Consider the following 25,385-nt stretch of genomic DNA (forward strand, 5'->3'; position numbering starts at 1 on the left):
ATGAGCCAAACCCCCTACGCCCGCATTCTGTTCATCGGCCCCGGCCTCGGTCGTGGTGCTTCGGCCGAGCGTTTGCGGCAGCGCGTTGAAGCGCTGTTGGGTGAGGCGCATCTGCATGACAGCGAGCAGGACGGCTTCTGGCAGGCCATCGATGAGGCGCCGCGACCGCTGCTGGTGGTCGATCTGGAGCCACGCGCCGATGCCGCGCACCGCGATTGGCTGCGCGAATGTATCGCCGAGCGCGGTGATTGGGCAGATGTGTTCGTGGTCTGCACGGCGCTGGAAGACACCTGGCTCGATGGCCTGGGCGCACTGCTGGAGCAGCGTGACGCGCACATTCCCTGCAGCGATGTGCCGCCGGTGCCGGCGCATCATGCTTGGTCGCAGATTCCGCCGCATGCGCAGCGTCTGCTGCTGTGCAACGGTCCGCGCTGCACGCGCAAAGGCGCGCTGGGCCTGTGGAAAACCTTGCGTCAGCGGCTCAAGGCGGCGGGCAGGCTGGAGTGCGAGGGTGGCGTGCATATCACCCGCAGCCAGTGCCAGTTCCCCTGTGACCTGGGGCCGACCGCGAGCCTTTATCCACAGGGCGAGTGGTACGGCATCAGGGACGAGGCCGCGGTGATTCGCCTGGTCGATGAGCGGCTGGTAGCGGGCAGGGCGCTACCGGATCTGCGTATCGACGAGCAGGCGTAAGGTTGCTGCCAGTCAGTCAGAACGAACGCCCGTGATTGCCTCGCAGGATCGCGGCGTTTTCACCTGATCGAGCAGCCGCGGATGCTCGCGAACCAGAGCGTATCGCGGACAAGTCCGCTCCCACGGGTAATGCTGTTCACTTAAGGTTGTACAGGTTTGGCTCCCTCTCCCCAAAGGGGCGAGGGGACTAATCGTGTCCGACTAATTCTTATGTCAACAGCGTTACGCTCCCACAGGAGGTACGCTTTCGCAGCGCTGACGCATTCGTTCTTGTGGGAGCGGACTCGTCCGCGAAGCGTTGGTTCTAGGGGCTATTTATCTCGCGGCAGACGCCGCTACAGGCGAAGCTCGCCTTGACTACCCTCCGCATGGGTGGTCATATCCGCCCCGCTTCAGGTGTCTCACGCCGCCGCGCGTGAGGTGAAACGGGAAGTCGGTTGAAGTCCGACGCTGCCCCCGCAACGGTAAGCGAGCGACCGCATCGATACGCCACTGTGCGCCACGCGCATGGGAAGGCGATGCGTTCATGACCCTCGCAAGCCCGGAGACCGGCCTGGAGTCGTTTTTTGTCTGGCAACCCGCGGTGGGCGGGCGTTGACTCCAGTCGGGCGACCATGCCCTGTCTGCTGTTGCGCATTTTCCATCGGATTGCCGTGCCTCTTCCCGACGATGGAACATTTATGGCGCGCCACTTCCGCTTCAATCAATCCTTCCCGAGCGTTTCGGTCGCAGAACCCGTACGGCTGCTTTCCAGGCTGCGAATGTCGATAATGTTATGTTATAACATTAACATTTCATCCCACGATTCTCCGCGCAACACTGGAAGTTCTGCCGTGCAAAACCCTGTACTTCGCTGCACCTGGCCGCTGGCCCTGCTTTGCAGTGGCATGGCGTTGGCCAACGAGGCCGTCGATCTGCCCGAGCTCACCGTCCACGCCAAGGCCGCCGAGGAGGGCGAGAGCAACCTGCATACGCCCACCAGCAGCGGCTCGCGCCTGGAGCTTTCGGCCCTGCAGACCCCGGCCAGCACCACCAGCCTGAGCGGCGCCGAGGTGCGTGGGCGCAACAACCTGACGGTGCAGGATGCGGTGACCCGCACGCCCGGCATCAGCGATATCGGCACCCCCGGCAATGGCGGCACGGCGCTCTCGGCGCGCGGCTTCACCGGCCATTCGGCGACCATGCAGCTGTACGACGGCACCCGCCAGTACGTCGGCGCCGGCACCGTGACTTTCCCGGCGGACACCTGGTCGGTGGCGCGCATCGACGTGCTGCGCGGCCCGGCCTCGGTGCTTTACGGCGAGGGCGCCACCGGCGCGGTGATCAACGTGGTGCCGAAGAAGCCCTTCGCGGGCGAGATCCGCAATCAGCTGCGCCTTGGCTACGGCAGCGACGACCGTCGCCAGGCGGCGCTGGACAGCGGCGGTTCGCTGAGCGACGCGCTGAGCTATCGCTTCAACGTCAATCAGCAGGCCAGCAATGGCTGGGTCGACCGGGGGGATTCGGACAGCGTGGCGGTCAGCGCCGCTCTGCGTTGGGACGCCAGTGACGACCTGAGCTTCACCCTGTCCCACGACCATGGCGACCAGAACCCGATGCGTTACCTCGGCACGCCGCTGGTCGATGGCAAGTACCGTGAGAGCCTGCGTGAGCGCAACTACAACGTCGCCGACGCCGATATCCGTTATAACGACCAGATCACCCGCCTGGTCAGCGATTGGCGCATCAACGACGCGCTCAGCGCCAGCAACCAGCTCTACTACATCAAGACCCAGCGCTACTGGCGCAATGCCGAGGCCTATCGCTGGCAGCCCGGCGATACGGTCGAGCGCAGCGAGTTCTACCGGATCAAGCACACCCAGGAGCAGATCGGCGACCGCCAGACCTTTACCCTGGATCACGCCCTGTTCGGCCTCGATAGCCGCACCGTGGTTGGTGTCGATTACAACCGCATCCACTTCGCCCGCCAGCACGACTTCGCCAGCAGCTTCAGCGACAGCGTGCCGCTGGCCGGCTCCGGTGGCGGCCAATACCAGAGCACCGATCCGCTCGGCTACGGCCCGCGCGAGCGCAACCTGGCGCGGCAGTTCTCGCTGTTCGCCGAGAACCGCACCCAGCTCACCGAGCGCCTGTCGCTGGTCACCGGCGTGCGTCGCGACCAGGTGCATATCCAGCGCGACAACCTGGTCGATGGCAGCAGCGCCGACCGTAGCCTGAGCGGCGACAACTGGCGCGCCGGCCTGGTCTTCGCGCTGACCCCGGAGCTGTCGCTGTACGGCCAGTACGCCACCAGCAGCGAAGGCGTGAGCAACCTGCTGACCCTCAGCCCGAGCCAGCAGCAGTTCGACCTGAGCGAAGCCGGGCAGACCGAGATCGGCCTCAAGCAGGCGTTCTGGGGTGGGCAGGGCGAGTGGACGCTGGCGGCCTATCACATCGTCAAGAAGAAGCTGCTCAGCCGCGAAACTCCGGCCGCGCCCACCGAGCAGATCGGCCAGCAATCTTCCGACGGTCTGGAGGCCACCCTGGAGCTGGCGCTGGGCCAGGGCTGGCAGGTGTCGGCCAACGCCGCCCTGGTGCGCGCCGAATACGACGACTTCGTCGAAGGCGGCGGCGACCGCAGCGGCAATCGCCCGACCGACGTGCCCAGGCGCACCGCCAACCTGTGGCTGAACAAGGATCTGGGCAGCGGCGTGGACGCCGGCATTGGCGCGCGTTATGTCGATGCGCGCTACGCCGACAGCGCCAACACCGCCAAGGTGCCTGGCTACACCGTGGTCGATGCCAACATTGGCTGGCAGGTGCTGAGGGATCTGCGCCTGGGCCTGGAGGCGAACAACCTGTTCGACCGCCAATACGCCACCAGTGCCAGCAGCGACGGCCAGCAGTGGTATCTGGGCGCGCCACGCTCGTTCTTCGTCACTGCGGACTACAGCTTCTGATGGATCGTCTTCGTCTGCGCCAACTGGCCTGGTCCGCGGATGGGCAGCGACGGCTGCTCGACGGTATCGACCTGGCGGTCGGCAACGGCGAGCTGGTGGGGCTGATCGGCCCCAACGGCAGCGGCAAGACCAGCCTGCTGCGCTGCGCTTATCGCTATCAGCGGCCCAGCGCCGGCGATGTCGAGCTGGACGGCGAGGCGCTGTGGCAGCGCCCGCCGCGCTGGAGCGCACAGCGCGTGGCGGTGGTGCTGCAGGAGTTTCCGCAGGATTTCGGTCTGCGCGTGCAGGAGGTGGCGGCCATGGGCCGCACGCCGCACAAGGGTTTGTTCGACGGCGACGATGCCGAGGATCGACGCCTGGTCGACGAGGCGCTGGCCCGCCTCGGTCTGAGCGACCTGGCGCAGCAGCCCTTCGCCCGCCTGTCCGGCGGCGAGAAGCAGCGCGTGCTGCTTGCCCGTGCCCTGGTGCAGCAGCCGCAACTGCTGATCCTCGACGAGCCGACCAACCACCTCGACCCGCGTTACCAGCTCGAGCTGCTTGGCCAGATCAAGGCGCTGGGCCTGGCGACGCTGGCTAGCTTCCACGACCTCAACCTGGCGGCGGCCTTCTGTGATCGCCTCTGCGTGCTCGACGGGGGCCGTCTGGTGGCCATCGGCCCGCCCGCCGAAGTGCTGACCACCGAGCTGCTGCAGCAGGTGTTCGGCCTGCAGGCGCTGGTCGACACCCATCCACTGGCGGGTCATCCGCGCATTACCTGGATTGTTTGATGAAGCGTTTACGCACGGCTGAACCTGTAGGAGCGAGCTCTGCTCGCGAATCCTGGGAAAAGACAAAAGCTTCGCGAGCAAAGCTCGCTCCTACACTCGTTGGCGCAATCCTGCTAGGGCTGATCAGCCCCGCCTGGGCCGTCACCGTGACCAGTTGCGACCGTCAGGTGACCATCGACCACCCGCCCAAGCGGGCGGTCAGCCATGACGTCAATATGACCGCCATGCTCCTGGCCCTGGGCCTGAAGGAGCGCATGGCCGGCTACACCGGCATCAGCGGCTGGAAGACCCTCGATCCGAAGATGCGCGAGCAGCTCGACGGCCTGCCGGAGCTGGCCGCGCGCTATCCGTCGCTGGAGAACCTGCTGGGTGCCGGCAGCGATTTCGTCTTCGCCGGCTGGAACTACGGCATGCGCATCGGCGGCGAGGTCACTCCGGCCAGCCTGGCGCGCTTCGATATCCCGGTGTACGAATTGAGCGAGTCCTGCGCGCACGTGTCGCCCGGCCGTGTCGCCAGTCTCGAGGATGTCTACGGCGACCTGCGCAACCTCGGTCGCATCTTCGCCGTCGAGCCGCGCGCCGATGAACTGGTGCAAGGCATGCAGCGACGCGTGGCGGCAGTACAGGCGCGCCTCGGCGAAGCGCCGGCACGGCCGCGCGTATTCGTCTACGACAGCGGCGAGGATGTGCCCTTCAGCGCCGGACGCCTGGGCATGCCGCAGCCGCTGATCGAGGCAGCCGGTGGGCGTAACGTAATGGACAGCGTGGCGGCCAACTGGATGAAGGTGGGCTGGGAGTCGGTGGTCGAGCAGGACCCGGAGCTGATCCTGATCGTCGACTATGGTGAGCGCACCGCGGCGCAGAAGCGCGACTTCCTGCTGCAGCACTCGGCGCTGCAGGGGGTGACCGCGATTCGTGAGAAACGCTTCGTGGTGTTGCCCTATCTGGCGGTCACGCCGAGCCTGGATAACGCCGCCGCCATCGAAACCCTGGCCGCCGCGCTGCACCCCGAGGCTTTCGACCTGTGAGCCGTTATCGCCTGTTGCTGGTTGGCCTGGCCGTGCTGCTGGCATTGTCCTGTGCGCTGTCGCTGGCCTTTGGTGCGGCCAGGGTCGAACTGGAGCAGGTGCTGGCGATCCTTGCCCAGCACCTGTTCGGCATCACTGCCGAAACGCCGGTCAGCGTCGGCCAGGACAGCATCGTCTGGCAGTTGCGCGCGCCGCGGGTGCTGCTCGGCGCATTGGTGGGTGCCGGGCTGGCGGTGGTCGGCACGGTGCTGCAGGCGGTGACGCGCAATCCGCTGGCCGACCCGCACCTGCTCGGCGTCAGCTCCGGCGCCGCCTTCGGCGCGGTGGTGGTGGTGCTGTACCTGGGCGAGTTCGCCGGGCTGCTCAGCCTGCCGCTGGCGGCCTTCGTCGGTGCGCTGGCGAGCATGTTGCTGGTGCTAGCCATCGCCAGCCGCAGTGGCCGTCTGCACAGCGACCGTTTGCTGCTGGCCGGGGTGGCGGTGTCCTTCGTGATGATGGCGGCAAGCAACCTGCTGCTGTATCTGGGCAACCCGCATGCGGCCAGCTCGGTGCTGTTCTGGATGCTCGGCGGCCTTGGCCTGGCGCGCTGGGAGCTGCTCTGGCTGCCGGCGTTGTGTCTGGCCCTGGCGCTGGCGGTGCTGCTTGGTTTGGCTCGCGCGCTGAACGCGCTGATGGCCGGCGAGCAGAGCGCGGTGAGCCTCGGTCTGGAGCCGCGCCGCGTGCGCCTGTTGGTATTCGTGGCGGCGTCGCTGCTCACCGGCGTACTAGTGTCGCTGTCCGGCGCCATCGGCTTCGTCGGCCTGATACTGCCGCACGTGGCGCGCTTTCTGGTTGGCGCCGAGCACCGTCGCCTGCTGCCGGTGGCGGCGCTGCTGGGGGCGCTGTTCCTGGTCTGGGTCGATGTCGCCGCGCGCACCTGGCTGGCGCCGCAGGACCTGCCCATCGGCATCGTCACCGCCGCCATCGGCGGGGTGTTCTTCGTCGCCCTGCTCAGGCGCCGCTAGTCGCCCGAATCGAACCTGGGCAGGCCGGCCAAGTCATCTGCTTGAGACTCCATGGCTGGGGAGGAGGGCTGATCATGCTGGCGCAATTACCCACCGCGTTTCGCGATCTGCAAATTCCGCTGCGCCTGAAACTGTGGGACGGCAAGCAGATCGACCTGGGACCCAGGCCGCGGGTGACTTTGGTGGTCAAGGACCCCAGCCTGGTCACGCAATTGGCCCACCCCAGCCTGGATGCACTGGGCGCCGCCTATGTCGAAGGCCGCGTCGATCTGGAAGGACCCATCGAAGACGCCATCGAGGTGGGCGATGCGCTGAGCACCGCGCTGCTCGGCGACCAATCCGTACCTGTCGAGCCTTACGCGGCGCACGACAAGCGCAGCGATGCCGAGGCCATCCGCTATCACTACGACCTGTCCAACGATTTCTACCGCCTGTGGCTGGACCGCGACATGGTCTATTCCTGCGCCTACTTCAAAACCGGCCAGGAGAACCTCGACCAGGCCCAGCAGGGCAAGCTGCGCCACCTGTGCCGCAAGCTGCGCCTGCAGCCGGGTGACAGGCTGCTCGATGTGGGCTGCGGCTGGGGTGGCCTGGCGCGCTTCGCCGCGCGGGAGTACGAGGTTGAGGTCTACGGCATCACCCTCAGCCAGGCGCAGCTGGAACTGGGCCGGCAACGGTTGGCCGAAGAGGGCCTGGAAGCGCGGGTGACCCTGGCGCTGCTCGACTACCGCGACCTGCCGCAGGATGGCCGCTTCGACAAGGTGGTCAGCGTCGGCATGTTCGAGCACGTCGGCCATGCCAACCTGCCGCTGTATTGCGAGCGGCTGTTCGGTGCGGTCAGGGCTGGCGGTCTGGTGATGAATCACGGCATCACCTCGCGCTTCACCGATGGCCGTCCGGTGGGCCGTGGCGCTGGCGAGTTCATCGACCGCTACGTGTTCCCGCAAGGTGAGCTGCCGCACCTGGCGACCATGGCCAGGGCGATCAGCGAGGCCGGGCTGGAGATCGTCGACGTGGAAAGCCTGCGCCTGCACTATGCGCGCACCCTGCACCTGTGGAGCCAGGGGCTGGAGCGACGACTGCAGGAAGCCGCGCAGTGGGTGCCGGAAAAGTCCCTGCGCATCTGGCGCCTGTACCTGGCCGGCTGCGCCTATGGCTTCCAGCACGGCTGGATGAACCTGCACCAGATCCTTGCGGTGAAGCCGCGCGAAGATGGCGGCCACGATCTGCCGTGGACCCGCGCTGATCTTTACAGCTGATGGGGTAACATGCGGCTCGTCTTGATCCCGCGAGCCGCCCATGCCCCTGTCGCTGCGCCCCCGCTACCGCGTCCTGCTCACCGTGCTGGCGATTGTCGCCGGCCTGCTGCTGAGCCTGTGGCTGGGCGGACGCTATGCCGAGCGGCGCGCCTGGGACGAGCGCAGTGTCGAGGCGCGCGGGCAACTGCAGCTCTACGCCCAATCCATCCGCACGCTGGTCGAACGCTTCAGCTCGGTGCCCGAGGTGCTGGCGCTGGACAGCGACATCCGCACCCTGCTGCGCGCGCCGCATGATCGCCAGTTGCGCCTGGCGCTCAACCAGCGCCTGGAGCGCCTCAATGCCGCAGCCGGGTCTACCGTGCTGTACCTGCTCGATGCCCAGGGTGAAACCCTGGTGGCCAGCAACTGGCGGGACTGGAGCAGCTTCGTCGGCAACAACTACGCCTTTCGCCCGTACTTCCAGAACGCCGTGCGCGATGGCGGCGCGCGCTACTTCGCGGTGGGCGTGACCACCGGGATTCCCGGCTACTTCCTCTCCCATGTGGTGCGTGGCGACGACGGCGAGCTGCTCGGTGTGCTGGTGGTCAAGCTGGAGCTGGAAGAGCTGCAGCGCGAATGGGTCGGCCAGCCCGGTGTGCTGTTGGTCGCCGACAGCTATCAGGTGGTGATCCTCAGCAACAAGCCGATCTGGCGTTTCCGCGCCTTGCAGGCGCTTGACGAGCGTGCGCTTGCCGAGCTGGTGCAAGTGCGCCGCTACGCCGAGCAGGCCTTGCAGCCGCTGGCGCACCAGGTGCACCGGCAGATCGACGCCGATGCGGACTGGGCCCGCGTCGATGGCCCCGACGGCAATCGCGACTACCTCTGGCAGCGCCTGTACATGCCCGAAGAGGGCTGGACCCTGCATCTGCTCAGCGAGCCGGCCGGCCTGGCCGACAGCGTGCGCAGCTATCGTCTGGCCGCCGCCGGGGTGTGGATGACCTTGGCCTTCCTGTTGCTGTTCCTCGCCCAGCGGCGCAAGAACCAGCGCCTGCAGGCCGGCATTCGCGAACGCCTGGAGCGCGAGGTGGCGCTGCGCACCGCCGAGCTGCGCGAGGCTCAGGACGGGCTGGTGCATGCCGCCAAAATGGCCGCGCTGGGGCAGATGTCGGCGGCCCTGGCGCACGAGATCAACCAGCCCCTGACCGCCCTGCAGATGCAGCTCGGCAGCCTGCGCCTGCTGCTCGACAGCGGTCGGCCGGAGGCGGTGCGTGAAGGCCTGCAACGCATCGACGGCCTGCTGCAACGTATGGCCGCGCTGACCGGTCACCTCAAGACCTTCGCCCGCAAAACCCCGGCCGGCCTCAGCGAGCGCCTGGGTCTGGGCGACGTGCTGGAGCAGGCCCTGCAGCTGTTGGCGCCACGCATGCGCAGCGAGCAGGTGGAGTTGCGCACGCAGGTCGACGCCGAGGCCGAAGTGCTCGGCGATGCCATTCGCATCGAACAGGTGATCCTCAACCTGCTGCATAACGCCCTCGATGCCATGGCCGATAGCGAGCCGCGCATCCTGCTGGTACGCATCGCCCGTGAAGACGACAACTGCCTGCTCAGCGTCGAGGACAGCGGTGGCGGCATCGCCGAAGAAACCCTCGGCCGCGTGTTCGAACCCTTCTTCACCACCAAGCCGGTGGGGCAGGGCCTGGGGCTCGGGCTGGCAGTGTCCTACGGTATCGTGCGCGATCTCGGCGGCAGCCTGGAGGCGCACAATGGTGAACTGGGCGCGGTCTTCACTCTGCGGTTGCCGGCAGCGCCTTGACGGCCTGTTAGAGGCTAGCGTGGATGACGCTGTTTTCGTCCACCAAGGTTGCGAGGTCACGGTGAATGGGTGAAGCGTCATCCACGACGAGCCTTTGTAGGAGCGGCTGGGCGGCATTCCGCTTCAGCGGCGAAATGCAGGCGCAGCTATCGCGGCTAAAGCGGAATGCCGCCCAGCCGCTCCTACGGGTTCTCATCCTGATGCCGCGGGTTGCCTCTGCGGATTTTATCCGGGCTACACTGCCCGCCGTTCTGAACAGGAGGTGCCATGAGCGCTCAGGTCATAGTGGTCGACGACGAAGCGGCGATTCGCGAGGCGGTGCAGCAGTGGCTGGAGCTGTCCGGGTTCGAGGTACGTACCTGCGCCAGCGCGGCCGAAGCCCTGGCGGTGGTGGACCGCGACTTCCCCGGCATTGTTGTCAGCGATGTGCGCATGCCCGGCAGCGATGGTCTGCAGCTGCTCGACAAGCTGCTGCAGATCGACAGCGATCTGCCGGTGATCCTGGTGACCGGCCACGGCGACGTGCCCATGGCGGTGCAGGCACTGCGTCAGGGCGCCTATGATTTTATCGAGAAACCCTTCACACCCGAGCGCCTGCTCGACAGCGTGCGCCGTGCCCTGGACAAGCGCCGCCTGGTCTGCGAGAACCGCCAGTTGCGCCAGCAGGTGGCGAACAAGGGCCGCATCGAAAGCCAGCTGATCGGCATTTCGCGGCCCATGGAAAACCTGCGCCGGCAGATCCTCGAACTGGCCGGCACCTCGGTCAACGTGTTGATCCGCGGCGAGACCGGTAGCGGCAAGGAGCGCGTGGCGCGCAGCCTGCACGATTTCAGCCCGCGCGCGAGCAAGGCCTTCGCCGCGCTCAACTGCGCGGCGATTCCCGAGACCATCTTCGAAAGCGAGCTGTTCGGCCACGAGAGCGGCGCCTTCACCGGGGCCCAGGCCAAGCGCATCGGCCGCATCGAGCATGCCGACGGCGGCACCCTGTTCCTCGACGAGGTGGAGAGTCTGCCGCTGGCGCAGCAGGTCAAACTGCTACGTGTGCTGCAGGAGAAGACCCTCGAACGCCTGGGCTCGAACAAGAGCATCCAGGTCGACCTGCGGGTGATCAGCGCGGCCAAGCCGGACCTGCTCGACGAGGTCAAGGCCGGGCGTTTCCGCGAGGACTTGGTGTATCGCCTGAACGTCGCCACCCTGCACATTCCACCGTTGCGCGAACGGCGCGAGGACATCCCCCTGCTGTTCGAGCATTTCGCCCACGAGGCCGCGCAACGTCATGGCCGCGAAGCGCCGCCGCTGGCGCCGAGCGAGCTGGCGCGTCTGCTCGGGCATGACTGGCCGGGCAACGTCCGCGAGCTGATCAACGCCGCCGAGCGTCATGCTCTGGGCCTGTCCAGCCCGCCGCCAGCCGAGCGCTTCGCCGGCCAGGCGCTGGCGCAGCAGATGGAGGCCTTCGAGGCGCAATGCCTGCACAACGCGCTGTTGCAATGCCAGGGCAATATCGCCGCGGTGATGGACGTGCTGCAGTTGCCGCGTCGTACGCTCAACGAGAAAATGCAGCGCCACGGCCTGGCGCGCGGTGATTACTTGCCGGGCGGCGAGGAGTAGTCGGCACAGCGTATGTAGAGTGCCCGGCCTCGAACCAGCCGGTGCGCCCCAGGGGCTGGCGGATCAGTCGTAGCCCGGATGAATCCGGGAGCAGGTTGCATATCGATTTTCCCGGATTGCGTCCGGGTTATTCGATAAGCGGATTTTTGCTTATGGATGTTCGGGTGTAAGCGGTTTCCCGCTCAGTGACCCCATGGTCTCCAGATAGGAGCCCTCTATCTCGGGCTTTTCAGGCTCTGGCACGGCATCTGCTATGTCTGTTGTAGCCGTGCAGCAACTTGCCGACGCGGCGACCATAACAACGACAAGAGGTCAGCCCCATGAACTGCCATGCCCCTCGCGCCATGCCGCACTCGCTGCTTTGCATGGGCCGCCTCCCCACCGCGCCTGCCGCGGTTCTTGTCCTACGCTGCACCCTGCGCCGCTGATCGCGCACCGCCGATGCCGCCTCGGTGGCGTCGTCTAGATTGAAACTCTGCATAAAGCCATAACAACGACGGAGATATTCCATGCGACTGACCAAGAAACTCAGCCTGTTCGCCGCTGCCGCGGCCATCACTGCCAGCACCGCAGTCCTCGCTGCCCCGACCTTCATCAACGTGCTCACCGGCGGTACCAGCGGTGTGTACTACCCGATCGGCGTAGCCCTTTCGCAGCTGTACAGCAATGGCATCGAAGGTTCCAAGACCTCGGTCCAGGCGACCAAGGCGTCGGTGGAAAACCTCAACCTGCTGCAGGCCGGTCGTGGCGAGCTGGCCTTCGCCCTCGGTGACTCGGTCGCCGATGCCTGGAATGGCGTTGAAGACGCCGGCTTCAAGGCACCGCTGAAGAAAATCCGCGCCATCGCCGGTACCTATCCGAACTACATCCAGATCGTCGCCAACGCCGAATCCGGCATCAAGACCCTGGAAGACCTCAAGGGCAAGCGCATCTCCGTCGGCGCACCGAAGTCCGGTACCGAGCTCAACGCCCGCGCCATCTTCGAAGCTGCCGGTCTGACCTACAAGGACATGGGCAAGGTCGAGTTCCTGCCGTACGCCGAGTCGGTCGAGCTGATCAAGAACCGTCAGCTGGACGCTACCCTGCAGTCCTCCGGCCTGGGCATGGCAGCCATTCGTGACCTGGCTTCGACCATGAAGATCAGCTTCGTCGCCATCCCGGCCGAAGTGACCGCGAAGATCGACAACGCTGCCTACGAGGCCGCCACCATTCCGGCCGGCACCTACGACGGTCAGGACGCCGACGTACCCACCGTCGCCATCACCAACATCCTGGTCACCCATGAAGGCGTTTCCGACGAAGTGGCTTACCAGATGACCAAACTGATGTTCGACAACCTCGAGCGCCTGGGCACCGCCCACTCCGCGGCCAAGGACATCAAGCTGGACACCGCTACCAAGAACCTGCCGATCCCGCTGCACCCGGGTGCCGAGCGCTTCTACAAGGAAGCTGGCGCGCTCTGATGCAGGGCAGGCCGTGGCGTGCGCCACGGCCTGTTTGCTCTGTATCGACGCCGATACTGCTGTTGCAGGAGCGGATTCCGCGATGTTCGCGAGGAAATCGCGGATGAATCCGCTCCTACAGAGCAAAGATCGGAACGGACAGGGTCCCCAGAATCGCGAATAAAACCGGCGTTCACAGGGCGGTGGGTTTTGTTGGCGACTCTGTCACCGCAATCGAAGTAGTCATGAGGTTTGCACTCCATGAGTGAACAAGACAACGGCCTGGCTTCCAGCCCGTCCGACTGGCCGAAGGCGCTGTTCGCCGTCGCCCTGCTGTTTTCCATTTTCCAGATATTCACCGCAGCCTTTCACCCGGTGTCGACCCAAGTGCTGCGTGCGGTGCACGTCGGCTTCCTGCTGCTGCTGGTGTTCATCAGCTTCCCCGGGCTCGGCAAGGGCCGCCCGTGGCAGCCGCTGGCCTGGCTGCTGGGCCTGGCCGGCATGGCCACGGCCATCTACCAGTGGTACTTCGAGGCGGACCTGATCCAGCGCTCCGGTGACATGACCACCAACGACATGATCGTCGGCCTGACCCTGATCGTGCTGGTGTTCGAGGCTGCGCGCCGGGTCATGGGCATCGCCCTGCCGATCATCTGCGCGCTGTTCCTCGCCTACGGCATGCTCGGCCAGTACCTGCCGGGCGACCTGATGCACCGCGGCTACGGCCTTGACCAGATCGTCAACCAGCTGTCGTTCGGCACCGAAGGTCTGTACGGCACGCCTACCTACGTGTCGGCCACCTACATCTTCCTGTTCATCCTGTTCGGCGCCTTCCTCGAGCAGGCCGGGATGATCAAGCTGTTCACCGACTTCGCCATGGGCCTGTTCGGCCACAAGGTCGGCGGTCCAGCCAAGGTATCGGTGGTGTCCTCGGCGCTGATGGGCACCATCACCGGTTCCGGCGTGGCCAACGTGGTCACCACCGGCCAGTTCACCATCCCGCTGATGAAGCGCTTCGGTTATCGGCCGGCCTTCGCTGGTGGTGTCGAGGCGACTTCGTCGATGGGCAGCCAGATCATGCCGCCGATCATGGGCGCCGTGGCCTTCATCATGGCCGAGACCATCAACGTGCCGTTCATTGAGGTGGCCAAGGCCGCGCTGATCCCGGCGCTGCTGTACTTCGGCTCGGTGTTCTGGATGGTCCACCTGGAAGCCAAGCGCGCCAACCTGCGCGGCCTGCCCAAGGACGAATGCCCGAATCCGTGGAAGGCCGTGCGTGAGCGCTGGTTCCTGCTGATCCCGCTGTTCATCCTCATCTACCTGCTGTTCTCCGGCCGTACCCCGCTGTTCTCCGGCACCGTCGGCCTGGCGCTGACCGCCATGGTCATCCTCGGCTCGGCGATCATCCTGCGGGTGTCCTCCAAGGTCATGCGCTTCGCCTTCTGGATCGCCCTGGGCGTGCTCTGCGCCGGCTTCTTCCAGCTCGGTATCGGCGTGGTTTTCGGTGTTATCGCCGCGCTGGTGGCAGTCTGCTGGTTCGTCAAAGGTGGTCGTGAAACCCTGACCCTGTGCCTGCACGCACTGGTCGAAGGTGCGCGTCATGCGGTGCCGGTGGGCATCGCCTGCGCCCTGGTCGGCGTGATCATCGGCGTGGTGTCGCTGACCGGTGTGGCCTCCACCTTCGCCGGCTACATCCTTGCCATCGGCCAGGACAACCTGTTCCTGTCGCTGGTGCTGACCATGCTCACCTGCCTGGTGCTGGGCATGGGCATTCCGACCATCCCCAACTACATCATCACCAGCTCGATTGCCGCACCGGCGCTGCTGGAACTGGGCGTACCGCTGATCGTCTCGCACATGTTCGTCTTCTACTTCGGCATCATGGCCGACCTCACGCCGCCGGTGGCGCTGGCCTGCTTCGCCGCCGCGCCGATCGCCAAGGAGCGCGGTCTGAAGATCAGCCTGTGGGCCGTGCGCATCGCCGTGGCCGGCTTCGTCGTGCCTTATATGGCGGTGTATTCGCCGGCGCTGATGCTGCAGGGCGACAGCCTGCTCGCCACCTTCTACGTGCTGTTCAAGGCCGCGTTGGCCATCGGCATCTGGGGCGTGGTGTTCACCGGCTACCTGCAGGCCAAGCTGACCTGGTGGGAGCGCATCCTGGGTCTGGCGGCCGGCGCCAGCCTGATTCTCGCCACCCCGATCAGTGACGAAATCGGCTTCGCCCTCAGCGCCATCTTCATCGCTCAGCACTTCTGGCGCGCCCGTCGCGCCGAGGCAGCGACGGCGTGATCGGCCTGTGCCTGGGGTTGGCCGGTGCAGTGTGGGCAGAGTTGCCCACGCCGGCCTTCACCCTGGCCTGGACCCACACCATCGAGAAGATCCGCTGGGAAGAGGATTACCGCGTCACCGCCGAGGGCCTGGTTCTCGGTGAGGCGCGGGTCAAGGGTTCCGGCGCCGGAATGGAAATTCCCGACGGCGCCGAACTGCGCAATGGCAGCTGGCACTACCAGCGTCAGCTACCGCCTTTGCAACCCCTGCGAGTCGGGCGTACGCCCGAAGCCGGGGATTACCAACTGTGTATCGACCAGCGTTGTCGCCCGATGAGCGACTGGCTCGGCCCGCCAAAAGCGAGCCAGCCGGCGTTGGAACTCTGGAGCTGTGAGCTGAGCTCCCCCGCGGCTGACGCGGGCTAGGTTCGCCAGAGCGAGCCCATGTTCCCGGCGCCACAAGTGCTGGACCAAAAGAAGGAAACCCCCATGCGGCGCGAGCCTGTGGGGGTTTTGTTCGTCTGCGCGGCGCGAATCTTATGCGCTTATGCGCTGTCCAAATCGCCGCGGGGCGCGCCTCCTATCGGAGCGGCGGCCCGACGCCCTGGTGCCCCGAGGTACCATCGGCCTGGCCCATTATCCGCTCAGGAGACCTGTCATGCGCATCCTCTCGCGTTCCGTTCTACCGCTCGCCCTCTGTCTATCGCCCACTCTGGCCAGCGCCCTGGATATTCAGCCCGGCGTCTGGGAGGTCAGCTCGCACAACATGCAGGTGGGCGGCCGCGCTATGCCCGGCATGCAGGAAATGCTCGGGCAGATGCAGAACCTGCCAGCCGAGCAGCGCCAGATGATGGAGGACATGATGGCCGAGCAGGGCATCAAGCTCGGCGCCGGCGGCGTGCAGATGTGTCTTACCGCCGAGCAGATCGAGGCCCAGGAAATCCCCCTGCATGATCCCGACTCAGGCTGCAGCAACGAGATTCTCGAACGCAGCGCGGCGGTGTGGAAGTTCCGTTTCACCTGCCCGCAGGCTCAGGGCGAAGGAGAAACGCGCTTCGTCAGCGACAAGGAGTTCACCACCCAGGTCAAGGGCACCTACAACGGCCAGCCGAGCAGCATGGAAAGCCGTGCGCGCTGGGTCGGGGCGGATTGTGCTGCCCTGAAGCGCTAGACCTCACAGGCCGTGGCGTAAGCGTATCGCCGCGACCTGCTCGGCCCGTTCGGCGAGGAAGCGGTTGAACGCCTCGATCAGCTGCGGGTGGCGGATGCTGGACAGGTAGTAATGGTCTTCCACGTGGGGCAGCTGTGGATCGAACACCAGGCTGCCCGCCGCCATGCCCATCTGCTCCAACTGGTGAGCGACGACCTTGGGGTTGAGATAGACCGCATCGACACGATCGCTGCCGGCCATACGCAACAGCGATTCGATCTGATTGGCCTGGATCAGCTGGATACGCCCGGTGCGTATCTCCGGCAGATAGGGCCAGGGCGTGAAGCCGTTCTGCGTGCCGAGCAGTTCGATGCGCTGCATGCCCTGGCCCAGATGCTGCGGCTTGACCAGAATGCCGTCGATATACGGTGCTGCCGGATGGCTGTAGTGGACGCTGTGGCCGGCTTTCTGATCGGCATTCCACTGCGGATGATCGGGAAATTTGAGGTCGACCCGGTCAGCGAGAAAATCGCTGAGCAGCCGCCTCACCGGCAGCGGCGTATAGACGAAGCGATAGCCGTACTCGGCGGCGAAGGCATCCAGCAGGTCGCGGGCGTAACCGCGGTACTCGCCGTCCTGTACATCGGAGTAGGGCTGATAGGGCTGCAGTTCGACGCCGACGCGAATCTCCTCCTGCGCGGCGGCGGGCGCAGCGAACAGGCACAGGCTGAGTAGCAGGGCATGGCGTCTTTTCATGGCAGGCGGGGTCTCGCTGACAGCGAACAGCGGCTGGCTCCGCTAACCATAGCCGCGCCGCGCAGCCCGCACAAAATTTCCTGCTCGAGCATCGCCGCGGCGTGGCATCAGAGGATCGGCGAAATCAGCCGCGCCACGCGCATGCCCAGTTGCTGCAGGCGATGCAGTTCGCGCCGGTCGGCGTTGACCAGCTCGCGTGAGCGGCTGAAATCCTCTTCCAGCATGTGCGCCACTTGCGCGTTGAAGGCCTCGTCGAAGGTCAGAAGGTTGGCTTCGAAATTCAGGCGGAAGGAGCGGTTGTCCAGGTTGGCGCTGCCCAGCACGCAGGCGTCGTGGTCGATCAGCAGCGCCTTCTGATGCAGGAAGCCTGGCTGATAACGGAAGATGCGCACGCCGGCGCGCAACGCCTCGAAGGCATACAGGCTGGAGGCGGCGTAGACGATGTGGTGGTCAGCTCGCGCCGGCAGCAGCAGGCGCACGTCCACGCCGCGCATCACCGCCAGACGCAGGGCGGCGAACAGTGCCTCGTCGGGGACGAAGTAGGGGCTGCTCAGCCATACCCGTTCGCGCGCTGCGTGAATCGCTTCGACGAACAGCAGCGAGCAGGTTTCCTGCGGGTCCGCCGGGCCGCTGGCGATCACCTGGCAGAGTAGGCCGGGCTCGTCCTGCTTGCTCGGCATCAGCATTGGCGGCAGTTTCTGGCAGGCCCAGTACCAGTCCTCGGCGAAGGCTTCCTGCAGGCTCGCCACCACCGGCCCGCGTACCTCCACGTGGGTGTCGCGCCATGGCGCCAGCGGCGGCTTCTGCCCGAGGTATTCGATGCCGACGTTGAGCCCGCCGAGGAAGCCGATCTCGCCATCGACCACGACGATCTTGCGGTGGTTGCGGAAATTCAGCTGGAAGCGATTGAGCAGCCCGGCGCGGGTGGGGAAGGCATGCACCTGCGCGCCGCCCCGGCGCAGGCTGTCGATATAGGCGCGCGGCAGCGTATGACTGCCGACGCCGTCGTACAGCACGTGAACCTGCACGCCGGCGGCGGCGCGCTCCAGCAGCACGTCACGCATGCGTTGGCCGAGGGCGTCGTCACGGATGATGAAGAACTGCAGGAGGATCGTCTGTTGGGCACTGGCCAGCGCACTGAAGATCGCCTCGAAGGTGGCCTCGCCGTCGATCAGCAATTCGACGCGGTTGCCGGTCAGGCCGGGCAGGTGCGACAGGCGCGGCAATGCACGCAGGCGATCATACGCGGGCGATAGGTGCGCCGCCTTGGCTTCCTCGACCCAGGGGCGCCAGTCCTGTTCGGCCATGGCCTGGCGCATTTCCTTGTCGGCCTGGCGCCGCGCCTTGACGTAGGCGTCGAAGCGGCTGCGGCCGAAAACCAGGTAAGGCAGCAGCGTCAGGTAGGGCATGAAGAACAGCGACAGCCCCCAGGCCAGCGCGCCTTGTGCCGTGCGCACGGTCAGCACGGCGTGTATCGCGGCTAGGACGCCGAGGGCGTGGATGGTGGCGATCAGGTAACCGAACAGGTTGGGAATGCCGAAATCCGCAGGCATGCGGGGTCTTCCTTTGCACGGATTGTGTGCAGCTGACCATGGGGGTTGCGCAGCGTTCGTCGCCATGCTGCCACGGCGGCTGGACGAATGGCAGTGTCGGGCAAAATGCCAGCCGTTAGGGAATCATTCGCAACTCTCATGTGTCTGTGAGTCTGAGTGAGCGGAATTCATGTGTTACCCTTTCTACTTCGACCCACTTGTCGGTCGTCTTTAATTGGAGGAGGGCATCCGTCCTGTTCACGCTCGTCTAGCGAGTCAAACGCATCAAGGAGTACGCCACGTATGGGAAACGTCCCTTCGCATGACACGACCCCGCCACCCGCAGCGGAAACCCACGAAGGCATCCCGGCACCGACCGGTGAAGCCAATCTGATCGATACCGATTACGTCATCGGTCAGGACAACATCAAAGGGCAGTTCATCTTCGCCCTCGACATCCACGGCAAGGTTTTCACCATCTCCGCGCTGGTCGCGGTGATCTTCATGATTCTCGCCCTGGCTCTGCAGAACCAGATCGAACCGCTGTTCAGCGGTGTGCGCGACTGGCTCACCCATCACATGGCCTGGTTCTTCATCGGTGCCGCGAACGTCTTCGTCCTGCTCTGTCTCGGCCTGATCCTCTCGCCGCTGGGCAAGGTGCGCATCGGCGGCAAGGACGCGACGCCCGACTACACCTATATGGGCTGGTTCTCCATGCTGTTCGCCGCCGGTATGGGCATCGGCCTGATGTTCTACGGCGTGTCCGAACCCATGTCGCACTACAGCGCGGCGATGGGCGGAATTACGGTCGGTGAGGACGGTGTGCGTACCGACTGGGCGCCGCTCGGCGGCGCTGCCGGTAACGCCGAGGAAGCCGTGCGCCTGGGCATGGCTGCGACCATCTTCCACTGGGGTCTGCACCCTTGGGCGATCTACGCCATCGTCGCGCTGGCGCTGGCGCTGTTCTCGTTCAACAAGGGCCTGCCGCTGTCGATCCGCTCGATCTTCTACCCGATCCTCGGCGAGCGTGTGTGGGGCTGGCCGGGCCATGTGGTCGACATTCTCGCGGTGTTCGCCACCCTGTTCGGGCTGGTCACCTCGCTGGGGCTGGGTGCCGAGCAGGCGGCTGCGGGTGTGGAGTACCTGTTCGGCATCCCGGCGACGGACACCACCAAGGTGCTGCTGATCGTCGCCATCACCCTGATCGCGCTGGCTTCGGTGGTCGCCGGCCTCGACAAGGGGGTCAAGCGTCTGTCGGAGATCAACATGGGCCTGGCCATGGCCCTGCTGTTGTTCATCATCATCGCCGGGCCGACCCTGGTGATCTTTACCGACTTCTTCAAGAACCTCGGTGCCTATCTGCAGTATCTGCCGGCACTGGCCAACCCGGTCGGTCGGGAGGACGCCAACTTCAGCCAGGGCTGGACGGCGTTCTACTGGGCCTGGTGGATCAGCTGGTCGCCGTTCGTGGGCATGTTCATCGCCCGCGTCAGCCGTGGCCGCAGCGTGCGTGAGTTCCTTATCGCCGTGCTGCTGGTACCCTCGCTGGTGTCGGTGTTGTGGATGACCGCCTTCGGCGGTACCGCCATCAACCAGTTGCTGGTCGATGGTTTCACCGGTGCGCAGGACGCAGGCCTGGAGCTGAAGCTGTTCAGCATGCTCGGGGAGATGCCGCTGACCGCCATCACCTCGTTCATCGGCATTGTGCTGGTGGTGGTGTTCTTCATCACCTCGTCGGACTCGGGTTCGCTGGTGATCGACACCATCACGGCCGGTGGCAAGGTCAACGCGCCGGTACCGCAGCGCGTGTTCTGGGCCAGCATCGAAGGCGTGATCGCCATCGCCCTGCTGCTCGGCGGCGGCCTGGTGGCGTTGCAGGCAATGGCCGTGTCGACCGGCTTGCCGTTCACCATCGTGCTGCTGGTGGGCTGCATTTCCATCGTCAAGGGACTAATGAGCGAGCCGCGCTGACGCTCGCTGTTCATCTTGTCCAGAAGCGCGCCCATGGGCGCGCTTTTTTTATGGTCGCCATCTCTGCAGCTGACGCCTGGACAGCACCTCAGCGACATCGGCAAGCGCAGGCGACATCCTTTGCCGACCAGCATGACGCCCAGTTTTCTAGTCAAAGCGCCAGAACACCGGCAGACGCCTTTTTGTCGTCCCCTGCGCCTTTCGCTCCCTCAGTCGTTATCGGGAAAAACCGCGACGTTTCCGCAGCTCAAGGCCGAATTTCCTTCTGATAGCGTCAGCTTCCGCGTATAGCAGCGGCGGTCGCCGCATTGCTCGCGAATAAAACAAGAAGGAGCAGCCCCTTGAGCCAAGGCCCCGTATCACGCAAGAACGACTCATCCGTAGACGGTATTCCCGCCCCCAGTGGCGCAGCCAATCTCATCGATACCGATTATGTGGTTGGCCAGGACAACATTCGTGGCCGTTATCTGGTCAATCTCGATATCCATGGGGTGGTATTCCTGATATCGGCGGTCACTGCATTCATTTTCGTCGTGCTGGCGCTGGCCATGCACGACCAGGTGGAACCGCTGTTCAAAGCCGTGCGTGACTGGCTGACAGTGAACCTGTCCTGGTTCTTCATCGGCTCGGCGAACATCTTCGTGTTGTTGTGTCTGGGCCTGATCGTCTCGCCACTGGGCAAGGTGCGCCTCGGCGGCACGCTGGCGCGACCGGACTATTCCTACGCGTCCTGGTTCTCCATGTTGTTCGCGGCGGGTATGGGCATCGGCCTGATGTTCTACGGCGTGGCCGAACCCATGTCGCACTTCGACTCTTCGCTGGCGGGGGTGGCTGTCGGGGAGGGCGGCGCTCGCACCGACTGGGCCCCGCTGGACGCCGCAGCGGGGAATGCGGCGGAAGCTGCGCGCCTGAGCATGGCGGCCACCATCTTCCATTGGGGCCTGCACCCCTGGGCGATCTACGCCATCGTGGCGCTGGCCCTGGCGCTGTTCGCCTTCAACAAGGGGCTGCCGCTGTCGTTCCGCTCGATCTTCTTCCCGCTGCTCGGTGAGCGTGTGTGGGGGTGGCCGGGGCATCTGATCGACATTCTGGCGGTGTTCGCCACCCTGTTCGGTCTGGTTACCTCGCTCGGCCTGGGTGCCGAGCAGGCCACCGCCGGTCTGCACGTATTGTTCGGCCTGCCCGCCGATACCACCACCAAGGTGTTGTTGATCACCGTCATCACCCTGATCGCGCTGTGCTCGGTACTGGCCGGTGTGGACAAGGGCGTCAAGCGTCTGTCCGAGATCAACCTGGGCCTGGCCATCGTGCTGCTGCTGTTCGTGCTGGTTGCCGGCCCGACCGCATTGTTGCTGAGCGGCGTGCTGGATAACCTCGGCGCCTACCTGCAGTACCTGCCGGCGCTGTCCAATCCGATCGCTCGTGAAGACGCCAACTTCAGCCAGGGCTGGACCGCGTTCTACTGGGCCTGGTGGATCAGCTGGTCGCCGTTCGTCGGCATGTTCATCGCCCGCGTTAGCCGTGGCCGGACCGTGCGCGAGTTCCTCACCGCCGTGCTGTTGGTGCCGACGCTGGTTTCGGTGATCTGGATGACCACCTTTGGCGGTACGGCGTTGGACCAAGCCCTCGGTGGCTTGACCGAGCTGCAACAGGCAGCCCTGGAGCTGAAGATGTTCGTCATGCTCGATCAGTTGCCGATCAGTGCTATTAGCTCCTTTGCTGCGATCGTTCTGGTCGTGCTGTTCTTCATCACCTCTTCGGACTCCGGGTCGCTGGTGATCGACACCATCACCGCGGGCGGCAAGATCAATTCGCCGGCTTCGCAGAAGGTGTTCTGGGTGGTCATGGAAGGTGCGATGGCGGTCGCCCTGCTTCTGGGCGGTGGCCTGGTGGCCCTGCAGGCCATGGCGGTTTCCACTGGTCTGCCGTTCACCCTCGTGCTGCTGGTGGGCTGTGTGGCGATCGTCAAAGGGTTGATGAGCGAACCGCGCTAGGCGTGACGCCGCGCCGCCATAGGCGGCCCTGGCACGACAACGACGCCCCTATCGCACGATAGGGGCGTCGTTGTTTGTGAGCCTTGAAACCCATGGCAACGCGTCTTTACGAGGCCGGAGACAGGGTAGCCGCGATGATCCTAACGGCAGGTGATCGACCGTCAGGGGCGCTGATCGAGGGGTAGGCTTGCAGCCGGACAATGCGTGAGTCGAAGAGAAACCATCAATATCAGCGCATGTAGCGCAAGTGTAGCCATGCCTTGCTGCGGCCGTGCACTGCACGCTGTTGAGGCTCGCCCGGAGGTTTTTGCCCGTGGGACTTTCTCAAGCGGGAGCAGCTTGCAGCATGCGTTAACGCCAGAGGGCGATATCAACCTTCGCTGGAAACAAAAACGCCCCGGATAAACCGGGGCGTTTGCGTCGCTACGCGGGTATCAGCACTCGACGATGTTCACCGCCAGGCCACCGCGAGCGGTTTCCTTGTACTTGGTCAGCATGTCGGCCCCGGTTTCGCGCATGGTCTTGATCACCTTGTCCAGGCTCACGTAGTGCGCGCCGTCGCCGTACAGCGCCATGCGCGCGGCGTTGATCGCCTTCACCGAGGCGATGGCGTTGCGCTCGATGCAGGGAATCTGCACCAGGCCACCGACCGGGTCGCAGGTCAGGCCCAGGTGGTGTTCCATGCCGATCTCGGCAGCGTTCTCGACCTGCTCCGGGGTGCCGCCCAGCACCGCGCACAGCGCGCCGGCGGCCATCGAGCAGGCCACGCCCACTTCGCCCTGACAGCCCACTTCGGCGCCGCTGATCGAGGCGTTTTCCTTGTACAGAATGCCGATGGCGCCGGCAGTCAGCAGGAAGTCGATGATGCCGCGCTCGTTGGCGCCGGAGATGGCGTTGGCGTAGTAGTGCAGCACCGCCGGGACGATACCGGCGGCGCCGTTGGTCGGCGCGGTGACCACGCGGCCGCCTGCGGCGTTTTCTTCGTTCACGGCCAGCGCCCAGAGGTTGACCCAGTCGAGCATACGCAGCGGATCTTCGATGTAGCTGCGCTGGAAGCCGCCCAGCTTGCGCGCCAGGATGGCGGCGCGGCGGCGGACCTTGAAGCCGCCGGCGAGGATGCCCTCGGTGCGGCAGCCACGATCCACGCAGGCCTGCATCACCTTCCAGATATTCAGCAGACCGGCATCGGTTTCTTCGTCGCTGCGCCAGTGGCGCTCGTTGCGACGCATCACTTCAGCGATGCCGATGCCGTGCTCGCGGGTCAGCTTGAGCAGATCGGCGCCGCTGCGAAATGGCAACGGCAGGGTAGTGGCATCCGGAGCGATGATCTTCTGCTTGCTGCCATCGGCCAGCACCGCCTCGCTGACCACGAAGCCGCCGCCCACCGAGTAATAGGTGGCCTCGTGGACTTGGATGCCGGCGGCATCGAAGGCGGCGAAGCGCAAGCCGTTGGCATGCAGCGGCAGCGCCTTGCGGAACATCTTCAGGTCGGCCTTCTCGTCGAAGGCGACGGAGTGCTTGCCGGCCAGGACGATGCGCTTGTCGCGGCGGATGGTGTCGATGTACTCGGGTACCTGATCGACATTGACGGTATCCGGCTCATGGCCGCTGAGGCCGAGCAGCACCGCCTTGTCGCTGCCGTGGCCCTTGCCGGTGGCGCCCAGCGAGCCATACAGCTCGGCGACCACACGGGCCACCTTGGGCATGTGCTCGTGGTTTTCCAGGGCGTGGGTGAACAGCGCGGCGGCGCGCATCGGGCCGACGGTGTGAGAGCTGGACGGGCCGATACCCACTTTGAACAGGTCGAAAACGCTGATAGCCATGGCGGAATTCTTCTTGTCGATTGAACGGACACGCGCCCGGTTACGCGCGTGTGGATGCCTCTATCTAAGAACGGCCCTATCATTATGTATACTGATTTATTTTTAACGTATTCGTTAGCGTCACTTAACTATTGAGATCGCGCCATGGACCTCACCCGCCTGCGAACCCTGCGTGAACTGGCTCGCTGCCGCACCATGGCGGCGGCTGCCGAGTCGCTGCACCTGACGCCTTCTGCCGTATCGCAGCAGGTCGCCCAGCTCGAACGTGAAGTCGAGGTGGCGCTGATCGAGCGGCGCGGGCGCGGCGTGGTGCTGACTCCCGCGGGCGAGCGGCTGGTGGCACATGCCGAGCGCATCCTCATGGTGCTCGACGAAGCGCGTTCGGAGCTGGCGCTGCTGCGCGGCGAAATCGCCGGCGAATTACGGGTGGCGGCCTTTCCCTCGATCGCCGTGGCGGTGATTGCGGAAACCGTGCGGGCGCTGCGCAGCGCCTATCCGCGGCTGAACGTTGTGGTGCTGGATCTGGAGCCGCAGGAAAGCCTCAGTGCCCTGGGCTCCTGGCAGATCGACGTGGCGGTGATCGACGACCTGGCCGTGACCCCGGATGAGAACCGCGAACATTACGCGCTGATTCCCCTGACCCAGGATCTGCTGCACGTGCTGCTGCCCATCGACCATGCCCTGGCCAGGCGCGACAGCCTGACCGTGGCCGACCTGCGCGACGAAGCCTGGGCGCTGGATTCCTCGGGTAGCTCGTTCGGCGAATTCATCACCAACCTGTGCCGCCGCTCCGGCTATGCGCCGCGGATCAACGCCCATTGCGCCGGTTTCGAAATGGTCGCGGCCATGGTCGCCTCAGGCAATTCCATTTCCATCGTCTCCGGCCTGCGCCTGGTGCGCCCGCTGCCCGGCGTCACCGCCGTGCCGCTGCTGCCGGATATCCAGCGCGGCGTCTTCCTCGCCTACCGCAAGGGCGAGCGCGATCATCCGGCGGTGAACGTGTTTCTCGACGAGGCGATTTATACGGCCGACAGGGTGTTGGGCTAGCGCCACTGAGCCCCTGTAGGAGCGGCTTCAGCCGCGATGCTTTCGGCTTTTTCGATGTGTCCGCACTTCACAGGGGTGCCCCGAGCTTTACTCAGCCGGCGTGACGCACTCTTGATCCGCTTCAGCCGCCAACTTCGCCCTGTCAGCCTTGCTGAGGTACTTGGGTTTGTTGCTTTTAGGCGCGAGCTTGGCGTTGGCCTTCTTGGCGTGGGCTTCAAGCAGTTGTTTGATCTTCTTGCGGCGATTCATGGTTGTGAGTCTGCCCTGTCCTAAATTGTTGATGATCCTCACGCGGAGCCCGCAGGATGGGTAC

At 65.3% G+C, this 25,385-nt stretch carries 19 protein-coding genes and 1 riboswitch; of the genes, 15 read left to right on the plus strand and 4 right to left on the minus strand.

Translation table 11 applies throughout. From position 1 onward, the window contains the following. The 12 genes from P3C50_RS13095 (at position 1) to P3C50_RS13150 (ending at position 15,970) form a co-directional block, all read left to right on the plus strand. Positions 1 to 693: a (2Fe-2S) ferredoxin domain-containing protein gene (locus P3C50_RS13095; protein ID WP_275546331.1), complete on the plus strand. Its 693-nt coding sequence runs from the start codon at positions 1 to 3 to the stop codon at positions 691 to 693. Positions 694 to 1,070: 377 nt separating this feature from the next. Then, positions 1,071 to 1,265, plus strand: a riboswitch (cobalamin riboswitch). A gap of 261 nt (positions 1,266 to 1,526) precedes the next feature. Then, positions 1,527 to 3,632, plus strand: coding sequence for a TonB-dependent receptor (locus tag P3C50_RS13100; protein WP_275546332.1), 2,106 nt, complete (start codon positions 1,527 to 1,529; stop codon positions 3,630 to 3,632). Further along, the gene (locus tag P3C50_RS13105; RefSeq protein WP_275546333.1) at positions 3,632 to 4,399 is read left to right on the plus strand and encodes an ABC transporter ATP-binding protein; all 768 of its coding nucleotides are present in this window, start codon (positions 3,632 to 3,634) and stop codon (positions 4,397 to 4,399) included. Before P3C50_RS13100 ends, P3C50_RS13105 begins: the two co-directional genes overlap by 1 nt. Then, positions 4,399 to 5,427: an ABC transporter substrate-binding protein gene (locus tag P3C50_RS13110; RefSeq protein ID WP_275546334.1), complete on the plus strand. Its 1,029-nt coding sequence runs from the start codon at positions 4,399 to 4,401 to the stop codon at positions 5,425 to 5,427. The genes P3C50_RS13105 and P3C50_RS13110 overlap by 1 nt, the downstream gene beginning before the upstream one ends. Further along, positions 5,424 to 6,431, plus strand: a complete 1,008-nt coding sequence (locus tag P3C50_RS13115) for a FecCD family ABC transporter permease (protein WP_275546335.1) — start codon at positions 5,424 to 5,426, stop codon at positions 6,429 to 6,431. The genes P3C50_RS13110 and P3C50_RS13115 overlap by 4 nt, the downstream gene beginning before the upstream one ends. 74 nt (positions 6,432 to 6,505) lie before the next feature. Continuing rightward, positions 6,506 to 7,690, plus strand: a complete 1,185-nt coding sequence (cfaB, locus tag P3C50_RS13120; RefSeq protein ID WP_197859474.1) for a C17 cyclopropane fatty acid synthase CfaB — start codon at positions 6,506 to 6,508, stop codon at positions 7,688 to 7,690. Positions 7,691 to 7,730: 40 nt separating this feature from the next. Beyond that, on the plus strand, positions 7,731 to 9,482 hold the full coding sequence (locus tag P3C50_RS13125) for an ATP-binding protein (RefSeq protein WP_275546336.1): 1,752 nt from the start codon (positions 7,731 to 7,733) through the stop codon (positions 9,480 to 9,482). Positions 9,483 to 9,749: 267 nt separating this feature from the next. Beyond that, entirely contained in the window at positions 9,750 to 11,090 is a 1,341-nt protein-coding gene (locus P3C50_RS13130; RefSeq protein WP_275546337.1) for a sigma-54-dependent transcriptional regulator, read from the plus strand. Positions 11,091 to 11,599: 509 nt separating this feature from the next. After that, positions 11,600 to 12,553 carry a TAXI family TRAP transporter solute-binding subunit gene (locus tag P3C50_RS13135; RefSeq protein ID WP_275546338.1) on the plus strand — a complete coding sequence of 318 codons (954 nt, stop codon included), beginning with the start codon at positions 11,600 to 11,602 and terminating at the stop codon, positions 12,551 to 12,553. 240 nt (positions 12,554 to 12,793) lie between these two features. Continuing rightward, positions 12,794 to 14,821 (plus strand): TRAP transporter permease, encoded by a 2,028-nt coding sequence (locus P3C50_RS13140; RefSeq protein WP_275546339.1) that lies wholly within the window; start codon positions 12,794 to 12,796, stop codon positions 14,819 to 14,821. Further along, positions 14,818 to 15,225 carry a DUF1850 domain-containing protein gene (locus tag P3C50_RS13145; protein ID WP_017363488.1) on the plus strand — a complete coding sequence of 136 codons (408 nt, stop codon included), beginning with the start codon at positions 14,818 to 14,820 and terminating at the stop codon, positions 15,223 to 15,225. Before P3C50_RS13140 ends, P3C50_RS13145 begins: the two co-directional genes overlap by 4 nt. Before the next feature lie 232 nt (positions 15,226 to 15,457). After that, positions 15,458 to 15,970: a DUF3617 domain-containing protein gene (locus P3C50_RS13150; RefSeq protein WP_275546340.1), complete on the plus strand. Its 513-nt coding sequence runs from the start codon at positions 15,458 to 15,460 to the stop codon at positions 15,968 to 15,970. A gap of 3 nt (positions 15,971 to 15,973) precedes the next feature. Here the strand turns inward: P3C50_RS13150 and P3C50_RS13155 are convergent, their stop codons facing one another. Together P3C50_RS13155 and cls are read right to left on the minus strand one after the other, a co-directional pair. Further along, positions 15,974 to 16,705 carry a substrate-binding periplasmic protein gene (locus tag P3C50_RS13155; protein WP_275546341.1) on the minus strand — a complete coding sequence of 244 codons (732 nt, stop codon included), beginning with the start codon at positions 16,703 to 16,705 and terminating at the stop codon, positions 15,974 to 15,976. 107 nt (positions 16,706 to 16,812) lie between these two features. Then, positions 16,813 to 18,258 (minus strand): cardiolipin synthase, encoded by a 1,446-nt coding sequence (cls, locus tag P3C50_RS13160; protein WP_275546342.1) that lies wholly within the window; start codon positions 18,256 to 18,258, stop codon positions 16,813 to 16,815. Positions 18,259 to 18,540: 282 nt separating this feature from the next. Between cls and P3C50_RS13165 the strand changes: the two genes are divergently transcribed. Together P3C50_RS13165 and P3C50_RS13170 are read left to right on the plus strand one after the other, a co-directional pair. After that, complete coding sequence (locus P3C50_RS13165; RefSeq protein WP_275546343.1) at positions 18,541 to 20,208, plus strand: BCCT family transporter; 1,668 nt, start codon at positions 18,541 to 18,543, stop codon at positions 20,206 to 20,208. Positions 20,209 to 20,549: 341 nt separating this feature from the next. Further along, positions 20,550 to 22,202, plus strand: a complete 1,653-nt coding sequence (locus P3C50_RS13170; RefSeq protein ID WP_275546344.1) for a BCCT family transporter — start codon at positions 20,550 to 20,552, stop codon at positions 22,200 to 22,202. 434 nt (positions 22,203 to 22,636) lie between these two features. Here P3C50_RS13170 and P3C50_RS13175 read toward each other — a convergent pair whose 3' ends face one another. Next, positions 22,637 to 24,025 carry an L-serine ammonia-lyase gene (locus tag P3C50_RS13175; RefSeq protein ID WP_275546345.1) on the minus strand — a complete coding sequence of 463 codons (1,389 nt, stop codon included), beginning with the start codon at positions 24,023 to 24,025 and terminating at the stop codon, positions 22,637 to 22,639. 144 nt (positions 24,026 to 24,169) lie between these two features. Here P3C50_RS13175 and P3C50_RS13180 point away from each other — a divergent pair, with 144 nt between their 5' ends. Next, positions 24,170 to 25,072, plus strand: coding sequence for a LysR family transcriptional regulator (locus P3C50_RS13180; RefSeq protein ID WP_197859415.1), 903 nt, complete (start codon positions 24,170 to 24,172; stop codon positions 25,070 to 25,072). Between the two features lie 87 nt (positions 25,073 to 25,159). Here the strand turns inward: P3C50_RS13180 and P3C50_RS13185 are convergent, their stop codons facing one another. After that, the gene (locus tag P3C50_RS13185; RefSeq protein ID WP_275546346.1) at positions 25,160 to 25,321 is read right to left on the minus strand and encodes a DUF2986 domain-containing protein; all 162 of its coding nucleotides are present in this window, start codon (positions 25,319 to 25,321) and stop codon (positions 25,160 to 25,162) included. Positions 25,322 to 25,385 lie beyond the last annotated feature (64 nt).

Source organism: Pseudomonas sp. Marseille-Q0931 (genome assembly GCF_940789645.1).
Taxonomy (GTDB): Bacteria; Pseudomonadota; Gammaproteobacteria; order Pseudomonadales; family Pseudomonadaceae; genus Aquipseudomonas.